The sequence below is a fragment of the Olivibacter sp. SDN3 genome (genome assembly GCF_014334135.1).
Taxonomy (GTDB): Bacteria; Bacteroidota; Bacteroidia; order Sphingobacteriales; family Sphingobacteriaceae; genus Olivibacter.
Genome location: NZ_CP060497.1, coordinates 3,565,461 through 3,577,839 on the forward strand (window position 1 = coordinate 3,565,461; position 12,379 = coordinate 3,577,839).

The 12,379-nt window shown below is 45.2% G+C and carries 10 protein-coding genes; 4 read left to right on the forward strand and 6 right to left on the reverse strand.

The window, feature by feature from the left end; all coding sequences use genetic code 11:
• Nucleotides 1–15: 15 nt before the first annotated feature.
• From H8S90_RS26470 to H8S90_RS14810, 6 genes are all read right to left on the reverse strand, one after another.
• Complete coding sequence (locus H8S90_RS26470; protein ID WP_187338633.1) at nucleotides 16–942, reverse strand: phosphodiester glycosidase family protein; 927 nt, start codon at nucleotides 940–942, stop codon at nucleotides 16–18.
• 18 nt (nucleotides 943–960) lie between these two features.
• Nucleotides 961–2,253 carry a RagB/SusD family nutrient uptake outer membrane protein gene (locus H8S90_RS14790; RefSeq protein WP_187338634.1) on the reverse strand — a complete coding sequence of 431 codons (1,293 nt, stop codon included), beginning with the start codon at nucleotides 2,251–2,253 and terminating at the stop codon, nucleotides 961–963.
• A 9-nt stretch (nucleotides 2,254–2,262) separates the two neighbouring features.
• Nucleotides 2,263–5,643: a TonB-dependent receptor gene (locus H8S90_RS14795; protein WP_187338635.1), complete on the reverse strand. Its 3,381-nt coding sequence runs from the start codon at nucleotides 5,641–5,643 to the stop codon at nucleotides 2,263–2,265.
• 177 nt (nucleotides 5,644–5,820) lie between these two features.
• Nucleotides 5,821–6,969: a FecR family protein gene (locus tag H8S90_RS14800; RefSeq protein WP_187338636.1), complete on the reverse strand. Its 1,149-nt coding sequence runs from the start codon at nucleotides 6,967–6,969 to the stop codon at nucleotides 5,821–5,823.
• A gap of 83 nt (nucleotides 6,970–7,052) precedes the next feature.
• Entirely contained in the window at nucleotides 7,053–7,895 is an 843-nt protein-coding gene (locus tag H8S90_RS14805; RefSeq protein WP_187338637.1) for a phosphodiester glycosidase family protein, read from the reverse strand.
• Nucleotides 7,896–7,959: 64 nt separating this feature from the next.
• Nucleotides 7,960–8,544 (reverse strand): RNA polymerase sigma factor, encoded by a 585-nt coding sequence (locus tag H8S90_RS14810; RefSeq protein WP_187338638.1) that lies wholly within the window; start codon nucleotides 8,542–8,544, stop codon nucleotides 7,960–7,962.
• 215 nt (nucleotides 8,545–8,759) lie between these two features.
• On the opposite strand from H8S90_RS14810, the gene H8S90_RS14815 reads away from it, so the two are divergent.
• The 4 genes from H8S90_RS14815 to H8S90_RS14830 all read left to right on the forward strand — a co-directional run bounded on the left by H8S90_RS14815 (nucleotide 8,760) and on the right by H8S90_RS14830 (nucleotide 12,376).
• The gene (locus tag H8S90_RS14815) at nucleotides 8,760–9,326 is read left to right on the forward strand and encodes a Crp/Fnr family transcriptional regulator (protein WP_187338639.1); all 567 of its coding nucleotides are present in this window, start codon (nucleotides 8,760–8,762) and stop codon (nucleotides 9,324–9,326) included.
• A gap of 69 nt (nucleotides 9,327–9,395) precedes the next feature.
• Nucleotides 9,396–10,247: an alpha/beta fold hydrolase gene (locus H8S90_RS14820; protein WP_187338640.1), complete on the forward strand. Its 852-nt coding sequence runs from the start codon at nucleotides 9,396–9,398 to the stop codon at nucleotides 10,245–10,247.
• Between the two features lie 435 nt (nucleotides 10,248–10,682).
• Complete coding sequence (locus H8S90_RS14825) at nucleotides 10,683–11,885, forward strand: hypothetical protein (RefSeq protein WP_187338641.1); 1,203 nt, start codon at nucleotides 10,683–10,685, stop codon at nucleotides 11,883–11,885.
• 98 nt (nucleotides 11,886–11,983) lie between these two features.
• Complete coding sequence (locus tag H8S90_RS14830; RefSeq protein WP_187338642.1) at nucleotides 11,984–12,376, forward strand: DUF1801 domain-containing protein; 393 nt, start codon at nucleotides 11,984–11,986, stop codon at nucleotides 12,374–12,376.
• Nucleotides 12,377–12,379: the final 3 nt, after the last annotated feature.

Genomic DNA, 12,379 nt, shown 5'->3' on the forward strand with positions numbered 1-12,379 from the left:
AATAGTCTTTTAAAGCTATATGGGTGCTTCAACGGAGCTAGAAACAATTGCCCATCCATTGGCTACAGCTCGTGGTTCGCCGTCAGAGGGGCGGTTTCTTACCTCATACACCGTATCCATGGGATTATTGATGAGAAAAGTGGATGAGCCGCCTCCATCCAGGTTGATGGATTCCGTTGCGCCAAGAGCATGCATCAGCTCGCCAAGGTCTGTGAAGTTAATGCCATACGAGTAATCGTACTTCCTACCATCCACCACCACAAAATAGAGCATGTTATCGGTCGTAAATCCCACTGCTGTACGGGGTTCAACTGAGGCGTCTGTATGGGTCACGGGCTCACCATCCTTCACCAAGATCTGGTGCCCACCAAGGGCGTGGAAGATGTCCGCTTCTTTCTCCTCGAAATAGACATCATCTCCTATCATCAGTTGGCCCGATTTGCTCACGCCAAAAAATGTCCAACCACTCGGCATGGTGGTACGAATCGGCCTGCCGGATAAGTATACAATGCCCCGCGGCTCGCCGGTATCTGCATCGAAAAAGTCGGCATTAGCACCAAATAGCAAGCTGGAATCGCGGTCAACGTATGCTACCATCTCTGGGATCGGTTGCCGCCCATATAGTTCTGCTCCATTAGGCGTCAGCGGTTGAAGTTTTAAATCGGATCGGTTCATGTCGGCCTCCAATATAAAAATGCGCATCGTATGGCCATTCTGGTTCAGGTAGTGGATGTCTGTCTCGGTCACGCCGGGATGCAGCTCTAGGGTGGTATCACTGTATACGCGATGGATCAACGTGCTGTTTTCCTGTAGGCGAAGGGTCAGTTCGCTTCGCGTGTCATCAAGAATCTTAATTTCCCCGGCATCATATGCTTTTTCGCAGCTGGCGACAAGAGTTAGGGAAAGGACGAACCAAAGGAGCTTCTGCTTTATCATTTTCATTTTTTTGTCTTTAAGGGGTTAATAGCCTTCATTTTGTGTGAGATTTGGGTTCACTTCTCGCTCGTAGTCTGGTATGGGAAACTTTGTCCGATAATCCTCAATACCTAGTTCTTCGACGGCCTTGCCTGTTCGTACCAAGTCAAACCAACGAAAGCCTTCGGCCAACAGCTCACGACGCCGTTCCAGTGCTACGGCCTCTTGGTATTCCGATTCATTTGATGGGTTAATTGCCGGTAGGTTCCTGGCCGCCCTTAGCTCGTTCAGTAGTGGAAGTCCGGCCAGGCCTTTCGCTTCGGCGGCTATCAAATACATTTCCGCTAGACGGATAATCGGAATCGGATCTGTTCCCGTTTGCCCGCTGGGATATTTGTTGATCACATTGAGCGAACTTACGGTAGCGATGCTCATGTCCCTCCGGTTGTCTTCCTCTTCAAACAGGTTCATCACCGCCTCCGTCGGTTTATAAACGTACGAACCGCTCACGTCATGCGCATAGGTGTAGAACAGCGTACTTAGCGTGATATTGGATTCTTCGGTTAAGTTTTTAAAAGAAAAAATCTCTTCGTTGTTATCTTGATGCCTGAATATTTTGTCAAACCGATCCAATGAAAAGGTTTGCGTGCCGATAAGCTCCTCGGCAATTTGAGCAGCTTCGGCCATCTTGTTTTGTCCGATCAGCACACGGGCCAACAAGGCTTTGGCAGCCTGTTGCGACACGTAATAATAGTCGTCTTCAAATACTGGTGTTTTCTCCATAGCAATGGCAATATCTGTTTCAATTTGGCTCCAGACTGCGCTGGAAAGGTCGCGGGATACACGTTCGGTAGTATTTTCCAGAATCAGGGGAACATCCCCCCAACGGGTCACCAAGTTGTAGTATACGTAAGCCCGAAAGAAGTGGGCCGTACCCTCAATGCGCACACGCTTGTCGGACTCCGGCAGGGTAGCCATAATCTCTAATACGTTGTTTACCTGGTATAACGATCTATATAGGCCGCTCCAGTTATTGTTGACCAGGTTATAGTCGGTACGCATAATATTGCGGATGAAAGGCAGTTCACTTCCTCCCGATCCACCGATGAGATTACCTCCAACCAGATCGAACATGATATAAGATTCTCGTCCTTGATTGTTTTGCACGGCATTGTACATGCCATTCAACAGTGCGTCCATGTCGCGTTCGCTCACGGTTTCCGGTGCCACCGACGTATGCGGATAGAAGTCGAGTTTTGTACAAGAAGATACAAATACCAGCACAAGGGCCGCCATAATGTTGCTGATTGCTGTTGTATTATACATGATTAAATTCATTAGCCTCTATTAAATTCCAATATTAACTCCTACGTTGAAACTCCTCAGTTGAGGTAAGATCAAGTTGTCTTGTCCGATAAATTGTGGGTCGAAATCACTGGTTACTTCCGGATCGAAACCCCGGTACCTCGTCCATAGATAAAGGTTATCGCCCTGCACGTACACCCGCAACCGTTGCATGCCGATTTTATTGGCGATCCTTGCGGGCAAGGTGTAACCCAGATTCAGCGCCCGTAGTCTGATGTAAGAACCATCCTCGAGGAAACGTGAAGAATTTTGGGTGTTCCAAGTATTGCCATAAATGGCCCTAGGTGTGGTGTTGCTTGTGCCGGGGCCGGTCCAACGCTCGTTAGCCACCTGCTCGGTCATGTTCATAAAGCCGTTGCCCAAGCGATCCGTAGTGGTGCGATAGTTCGCGTATACCATGTTACCATACGAGTAGGTGAAAAAAATGTTGAAGTCAAAGTTTTTGTAGGAAAAATTATTGTTCCAGCCTCCAAAAAAGTCTGGGTTGGCTGTACCTACAATTTGCCGGTCGGATACATTGATGGCTCCATTACCGTCTAGGTCTTCATAAATTACATCGCCGGCCCGTATGCCATTATTATAGAGCGATTCGGTTATTTCTTCATCCGATTGGTAAATACCCGTTTGTTTGTACATGTAAAAACTGCCCACTTCCTGCCCTACTTGTAAGGTCATATTCGCTCCGATCAATAAAGCTTCCTCCCCGATTAAGGAGGTCAGCTTGTTCTTAATGAAGGAAATGTTAAAGTCAGACGACCACTGCACGGGGCCTAGCGGAACATGGGTATTCAGCAAAAATTCCCAGCCTTTGTTTTCCATCGAGCCGATGTTGCTGATGATCGAGGTAAATCCTGTAGTGGCCGGTTCAGGTTTGCTATACAACAGGTTATCCGTTTTCTTGATAAAATAATCTGCAGTTAGATTCAATTTGCCGTCCAAAAATTCGAGGTCTAAGCCCGCGCCATATTGCCTGGCCGTTTCCCAGGTCAGATCTCGGTTGCCATTGGTGCTTACGCCGATCCCACTTTGGTTATTGTAGTTGCGCCCACCGCTCATTTGGGCATGGTAGGCGTAGCTGCTAATTCCATCTTGGTTACCTGTTTCGCCATAACTGCCCCGGATCTTAGCCGAAGTACCGGCTAGCGTCCAAAACGACTCGTTGGAAATATTCCAACCTGCAGATATCGAAGGGAAGTAACCCCAACGCTTATCGGGATGAAACTTGGATGAACCGTCGGCACGTAACGATAGGCTCAGCAAGTATTTATTATCCCATGAAAGATTTGAACGACCGAATATCGACATCAAGGCACTTTCGCTTAGGCTGGTACCCGCCGAGAGGATGGATGCTGCTACCGAAAGTTGTTGAAAAGAGGGAGACGGAAACCCACTTCCTTCAATATCGGAACTTGAGAGGGAGATCTTCTGATAAGAATAGCCCAGTAGGCCTTCCACCGTCAGTTTATCGAACACCTTGTTGTAATTCAGCGTATTCTCCCATAAAATATTTGGGGTGAAACGTCGATTGTCATACTTCATGCCGATCCCCGTACCGTAGGGGTGGTTTTCTGCATAGTATATGTTGTCCAATGTATACGTCAGGTCGGTGCCCAACATCGTTTTGAAGGCGAGGCCATCCATAATGGTGGCGGTACCGAAGAAAGATCCCAAAAACCGGTAATTGTCTAGGGACACGTTTTGTTCATTGATAATCTGGAACGGGTTATGGTAGATCAATTCGTCCGTTCCGCCCAGGTAATAATCACCATTTGGCTTATAGGGGCGATCAAAGGGGCGTTGGAGCAAGGAGCGGCCCATCATTGTTGTTCCGAGGTTCGAACCCGGCACTCGTTGATTCTTGGAAAAACTGTAGTTAGTATTTGCACCGAATTCGAGCCATTTATATAGCTTGTGCGACAAGTTCAGTTTACCGGTATACCGTGTAAACTTTTGGTTTATGAACGCCCCTTCCTGATTTAGGTAGTTGCCAGACAAGTATACGTTTGTTTTTTCCGTACCTCCCGTAAAGGATAGTGACACACTGGATGTATTGGCCGGACGCGTAATCAGGTCAAACCAATCGGTGCCAGGTTCGCCGGGGAAAGGATTTGCTCTGTGTTCCATATAATTGGTTGCGCCCGGTGTATAGCCGTACTGGTTATTAAAATTGTCAATCGCCTCATTGATCACGTTGAGGTAAAGGTCGGGGTTGGCCATCTTCATTTTGCCCCTGTTGGGCACTACAGATACACCGGTAAAGGCATCGACACCAAACTTTGTTTGGCTTGAACTTCCCGACTTAGTCGTGATCAGGATAACGCCGTTTGTGGCGCGACTTCCATAAATTGCTGCAGAAGCTGCATCCTTCAATACTTCAACGGACTCGATGTCGCTTGGATTCAACAGCGCTAAGGGGTTCATGTTTTCTCCAAAATTCAGAAGGGCGGCGTTCTGGTTTACCACGGGCACCCCATCAATTACATATAATGGCTCATTGGCGGCACTTAACGAACCGATACCACGTATGGACACCCGGTTCGCGGTTCCCGGGCTACCCGAACCTGCACTCACTTGCACCCCGGGCATCCGACCTTGGATAAGCTGGTCGGGGCCTAACACCGCGCGTGCGTTTTCCTCTGTTGGCTTGAAGGAAGATACGGCTGCGGTTAAGTCGCTCTTCTTTTGCTGACCATAACCGATGACCACCACTTCCTCCAAGTCTGAAAAGTCAATTTTCAATACCACGTCCAGCTGGATTTGCCCGGCAATGCTTAGCTCCCGTCGCTGATAGCCGATTAAGCTGAATACCAGTACATCGCCTTTTGCCGCGGGTATCTGGAATTGTCCCTCGGCATCAGTTGTAGTCCCACGTGAAGTGCCTTTCACGATGACAGATACGCCTGACATGGGGGTGCCCGTTGAATCTGTTACGTGACCGGTAATGGGTGCCTGTTGCGGAGCCCTTGTCTTCGCTACGTTGAGTTTGCTGTCATCCTGCTTGAAGAGAATATTGCGCTCAACTATTTTATAGGAGATGGGCAAATCTCTCAGGCATGCCTCCAATACCTCTTCTATGGAGGCATGCTGTACTGCCAAGCTAACCTTCTGTGTAGTAAAACTTGGGTCATCGTAAAGAAATACATAATCGGTCTGACCCTCAACAAGTTTGAACACCCGGTCTAAGGACATGTCTTTTACGTTCAATGATACGTTCTGTGCATAGGTCGATGCGCTGACTTGGATAAAAACCGAAAGCAATAAACCGACAATAAATTGAAATCTCATGATAAATTTCAGTTGAGTAAATTCCTGTGGGGGAGGCCATTTCAAAGACACGGCCGTTGCATGAAATGCTAATTTCATTACCTTTGTAATGTTTGAGTGATTAATTTAAATCTGTTAACTGTTTTTTGAATCATTGGCTCAAACTCCTTCGTCTTCTGACTGCAATCAGAAGGCGTTTTTTATTAAGCCTTTTACTAATGTTTATTTACTTTTTCATATGGTTGATTTTAAGGTTAAATAATTGTTTTATTATGTTTATTGAATAACTATCCGCTTAATGCCATCGTTCATCTCTATTTTACAATCCAGGTCATAAAAAGATAAAATCTCCAGAACTTTGGAAGCGTTGGTATTCCGGTAAACTTCGCCCGATAACATGATATTCGGCTTTTCCCCTTGGAAGATCACCTCCACACCGTACCAACGGGATAGCTGTCGCATAACCGTTCCGATATCCGAATGCTTGAAACTGAATTTGCCATTTTTCCAAGCCATGGCGTCTGAAATGTCTGCCTGCTTTACAGACAGACGACTATGCTCGTCAAGCGCCGCCTGTTGTCCCGGTTGGAGTATTACCGCCTGTTGGTTGGCGGTTCCTGCCACTTTAACTGATCCTTCTACCAAGGTGGTTTTCACTGCCGGTTCATCGGCGTAGCTATTGATGTTGAAATGGGTGCCCAGCACCTCCACAATTTGTCCTTTGGATTCCACTCGAAACGGCCGCTGTGGATCTTTAGTCACCTCGAAATAGGCTTCCCCTTCCAGTTTCACCAGTCGTTCCTTTGCCGATCCATTGATGGCGTAGGTTAGCGTGGACGCGGCGTTCATCCAGACTTTCGTGCCATCGGGTAAAACTAAATGGTATTGTCCGCCGCGTGGCGTATGCATGGTATTGAATACGGGTGTCCCAGTACTATTTCCTGCTGCATCCGTAATCTGGTAGACCAATTCGCCATTCGTATTTTTGTAGATGGCATGTGAACCGTCTTGGGCAACTTCGCCATCCGGGGTGCCGTCTAGCGTTATTTCTCTGCCGTTTGCCAGCTTTAGGGTGGCTTTGGTCTCACCGGGAGCAATATCCTGTTGATCGGAAATTGCCAGGTTATCAGTTGCTGTAGTCAACCCGTCGGTTCGGGTAAATTGAAAATACGCGCCTACAGCCATAATAATTACAGCTGCAACGGCGGCCGCATAACGGTACCATGTAGTTATTTGGCGTCTAGGCGGGGTGGGCAGGCGCTTCCGTATTTCAGCAACGTCATCTTCCATCTGTTCTTCAGAAGGCTCCCCCACATGGATGTCCAGTTTCTCGTACCATCGCTCAACCCGGATGCGCTCCTCGGATGTGCATTCGCCAGCGGCGTACCGTTTCAATAGCTTTTTGATTTCTTCGTGCTCCTCCATGCGTATCCGAGATTTCCTTTTTTTATAATATAGTACTGCGGTTGTTCCTTTGGGCGTAAAAGGAAATGAAAAAATGATCGATCTTATTCCTTAAGATAAATGATATTGGCTACTGGACGAAGTCCCTCATGATCAAACTGCTTGTTGTCTGATGGATGGTTGATAACACTGTTTTCCGTCGCACCTTTAATGTAGAGTGTGCTGCTTCCACCACCATCTACATTCATGGCGTCCTTTGCGCCCAGCCAACGCAGCATTTTTGCCAACTCGGTCAAGCGCATACCTGCCGCCAAACTGTTCCTCCCGTCTACTACGATAAAAATTAATTTCTTATCCGTTGTAATTGCCACGGCACTGCGCGGGTGACGGTTGTTATTAAAGGGGTTGTTGGAAAGTGCCGCATCCTCCCCTTGATGTATCAGCAGTGGACCTGATAGGAGAATGTTTGGCACTCTACTCCGCTCATAATCAATTGCCGAAGCCGGTTGGATCTCGATTATTTTTTTAGCAATCAATAGGATCGCATCGGCACGATCGGTTTTCTTTTTGGTGGTATTGACGACGTTATTATCCGCTTTTACGTAATCCCACGAACCACCTTTCTTCATGTCAAAGAAACCACCATTGATAGCCACTAGGGCGTTGTTTTCCAATGCAAATTGAGTGGTTTTTTTCAATGTTGCCGAATCTGCTGCAATACAGATTTTCTTGCGGTACTTTCTGAGGTCGATTTCCACCAAGTTGATTTCCTGTTGGCTTTCAAAAAGTTTATCAAAATGACCTTGCTTCCATGTAATGCCCTTTTTTATAGGGGTAATTTTCCAGTCTTTATTAACCACGGCAACGGAATCTGGCAATTGTCCAAAAGCCATCGGTAGGATAAAGTATAAGAAGCCGAATAGGGTAGGCACTATTTTTTTGTTCATGTCGCTGGTTTACGTATATAGTACGGTAACTAAGCCTTAGGGCGTAAAAGAAAATGAAAAAAAATCAGCGAAGGAGAAAATAGGCCAGAGAGATCAAGGTGCCGAATTTCGGACGTAGTATCTTTAGCGCATTGTTCACATGCTTCTTAACGGTTGTTTCGGAAAGCCCAAGTTCATCGGCAATTTCCTTGTGGGAGAGGTGGGATTGCCGGCTCATCCGGAAGACCTCCTGCATTTTTTCGGGTAGCCGCACGATCTCGCTTTCGATCAACTGCCCCAATTCTTTCTCGCGAATCAGGTAATCCGCAGTTGTGTTGTCTTGGGTGTTGATCGTCGCCAAGGATTCGAAATAAACCGCTTCGACCTTTTTATGCGCAATCAGTTTGATGATCTTGTACCGTAAAGTTGCATAGAGATAGCCGGCCAGTGGGCTTTCGGGATTCAATGCACTGCGATTTTGCCAGAGGGCAGCGAAAACTTCCTGTAATAGATCTTTGACCTCATCCCGGTCGTTCAGCTTTTTGCATGCATGTGCATATAGTTGTCGCGAGTAACGCTCATAAATCTCCATATAAGCGCTGTAATCGTCACTCAAAATGAGCCGTATCAATTCGCTATCATCATATGATTCATAAGACATCTTCGCCATACCAAGACTATAGATAATGGAGCCAAAATTATCAAAAGAGTATAAAGTTTATAGTTACGGCAATATTAACAAAAGTTTAAATATAAGCATTCGTCTAAATAATGGTACCGGAGAGTGGTAACTTTAGTTCGAACTGTTCTATATCTTCAAAGGTATATGGAAGCCAATTATATTATAATAAATTTAACTAAGTTTGAGAGAACTGAATTTGATTTATGGAACGATATGAATTTTTCAAGCGATTTCACGACATCAGTAAAGCAGATTATCATCTGTTGACTGATTGCCTTAACGTCAGATCATTTAAGAAGGGAGATTTCATTACAGTGCCCGGACAGATCCAACGGGAGCTTTATTTTGTGAAAAGCGGTGTCCAGATGTCTTACTTTGACACGGGAGAGAAAATCTATACGCTTGCCTTTACCTATTTTCCGTATTTATGCGCCATAGCTGAATCTTTTTCGTTTCAGGTACCATCAAAATACTTTTTAATCTGTTTAACAGACAGCGAATTGGAGTATATTACTCATGACGACCTACAAAAGCTGATCGATCAATCACAACAAATAGAAAGGCTCTTCAGGCGGATGACTGAAGCCATGTTTGCGGATATGATTGACCTCCATATTGAACTACGAGCATTGACCATCGAAGAAAAGTACAAAACGTTTTGCCGGAAAAGCCCACACCTGCTTCAACTTGTGCCGCATAAGTACATAGCCTCTTATTTAGGTATAGACCCTACGAATTTCAGCAGGCTATTCAATAACGTTAAATTTTGATATTGGTGTAGACCAAGATTTGTTTGCCAGCAAGTTTTGAACTTTGTAAACAAACAGAAAGGTATACAGATGAACAAAACAAGAATTACGCAGAAGAAGGTACAAAAATCCAGCATGACTACGGAAAATATTGGAAATTATGCAGCTATAAACGGACTGCAGCTATACTATGAAATCTATGGCGAAGGGAAGCCACTGTTGCTCTTACCTGGCGCGCTCTCGGGAATCCGCACGGCATTCGGGAAGTTAATTCCCTTGCTCGCAAGGGAAAGACAAGTTATCGCTATTGAATTTCAAGGATATGGTCATACAACAGATATCTCGGAACGCCCGCTTTCTTATGAACAGCTTGCTGAAGATGTTATTGAATTACTCCGTGTTCTGAAGGTGTCGCAAACAGATATTTTCGGATATAGTACGGGGGCGGGGGTGGCTTTGCAAATAGCTATCCGCAAACCTCAGGTTGTCAGAAAACTTATACTGGCCTCCGCTAGTTACAAAAGCAGTGGACGTCATCCGGAACTTAAAACCCTGTTTAGTCCTGAATTCATGGAGGAAGCCCTGAAGGGTAGCCCATATGAAGCAGAGTATATGACCGCAGCTGCGAAGCCCGAAGACTGGCATAGGCATATAGCTAAAGTACGAACATTTGAACAAAAAATACAAGATTGGTCAGCGGATGAAATCAGCAAGATTAAGGCACCTGCTTTGATCATAGCTGGCGATGCGGATATCGTTCAGCCGGAGCATGTCGTTGCGTTATATAAATTATTTGGTGGCGGGAGCTTAGGTGAATTGTCAATGCCCACTTCACAACTTGCAATATTGCCCGGAACGATGCATACTGCATTAACACAAAAAACAGATTTATTAATGGCAATGATTCCCGGTTTTCTTGAAGATGGGGTGGCATACGAGTAAAAACAAAGGCCAATGATAACGACCGAGATACCAAATCACGTATGCGATAAAATGTAACTCCTTGGTTATGAAAAAATAATTCTCATTTTTTCATAACCACTTGCGAAATACTGTTTACTTTACTAACTTAGAGCCAGTCAATCGAAACAAACAGTATTAAATAATAAATATAATTATCGACCGAACAATAACTGAACCAACAAGCCGAACCTTTACTATTTCAGCACACAGCCCAGTAATTGCCTTCAACCGAAGAACCAAACACACATGTCAACAATACACCGAAAGAAAGGTCATTTGCCCGTTCAGCAAAGCCTGTTACAGCTAAAAATTCATCTACAGTTCGCTAATGCCAATAAAATATCCGGCTTGATAGCCAAATCCCAGCGGAGCAGCTAAAGCATAACGACACGTTCAACCAAAGAAACCACACACATGAACCAAGGTGCAGCACCTTTATTCCATAGGTACGACCGGGAAGAGCATCGGGCTATTAGCGATAATGATGTGATGATCCCTAATCTTGCCACGGCTCAGCAACGTACCGCAGAAGCTAGGGCACGGTTAGAGCAAATCGAAAATCTGCTATTTTATGCGTTCGGAAAAAAACATGCGGTGAACTGGGATGAATTGAAGTGTGCCGAGAAATTTCCTGTATGCCATCCCGAGAAGCAATATCGTGCAGAGTTCAACAAGATATGGATACCTGCCGAACCCGAATACTACCCTTTGCCACCCAAACCTGAAGCAAGGTATTTCAAGCCCGACCTCAATATCTTCGATAAGCTATTCAATTTTTTAGGTAACAGAAAGCGGAAGCACGCCAAAGAACTGTTGAACAAGGCTAAGTTGTTACATCTGCAAAAGCAAGAAGAAGTGAAGCACAGCAACCAGCTGCTGCGGGAATCTTATAAGCGCAAGCTGGAAGTGGCCAGGACTAAAATCAGCATACTAGGGGAGGAATGTGCGAAGGAAACAGCCCTGTGGGAGGAGCAGCAAACAGCCTTTTACAAAGAGCAACAGGCATACAATAAGCGTGTCGATATGCTCAAAGCCAATTACTTGCGTGCAGATGTAAATGCTATAAGCGAGTATAATGTACTTGTACTGAGTAACTCTAAATACCCGGAAACCTTTCCAAAAGATTTCGATTTGGAGTACAGGCCTGCAGACAAACTATTGGTGGTAGGTTATATGTTGCCCGTACCAGAACAGTTACCAAAGCTCAGGGAGGTTAAGTACATTGCTACGCGGAACGAATTAGAGGAATATTTTTTATCTGAGGTACAGCAGGCGAAACTATACGAGAGCGCCATATATCAAATAGCTTTACGCACGCTACAAGAGTTGTTTGAGGCCGATCAGATTGAAGCCTTGCAGCGTATCGCCTTCAATGGTAGAGTGAAAAACCTTGAAGAACCAAACGGCAAGATTGGTTATACCTGTAAAGTGTCCATCATATTCAATAGGGAGGAATTTGAGGCGATCAACCTGTCGGATATTGATTTCAGTAACTGGAGCTGGCTAAAATATTACAGCCCTGTGCAAGCGGTGGCACAGACTGGCCCGATTGATAAACATTTTTTATCGTCTTATGATTTGGCAGTTAGCCCAATCTACTTCAAAGTGATAAAGTGAAATGAAGGCTGGAAATCCTGCCGCGATCGACGACTGAAAAACCAAGTTATCGTTATTTCACTGGCAAATCATCAGCATTTTTGTTAATTTAACGCCAAATGAACAACGATATCCAATTATATAACGCCAATCAATCTGCTGAAGACGCCAAAATATGCAGTCTACTTGCTCTGGAAATAGATCGAAACTTACCTGAAGCCGAAAGTAAGATATGGCACAGGCATCCCGTCTGGTTTATTGATAAAAATCCAATTGTAGGATACAGTAAACAGAAGGCAGGTATACGGCTCATGTTCTGGAGTGGCGTAAGCTTCGATGAAAAACAACTTCAAGCGGGCACAGGAAAATTTAAAGATGCTTCTATCTTTTATAATTCAGCAGAAGAAATCGAGTTGCAAGATCTGGTGCGCTGGTTGGCAAAATCCCGTGAGATTCAATGGGATTATAAGAACATTGTGAAGCATAAGGGGGTACTTGAACGACTAAAATAATTA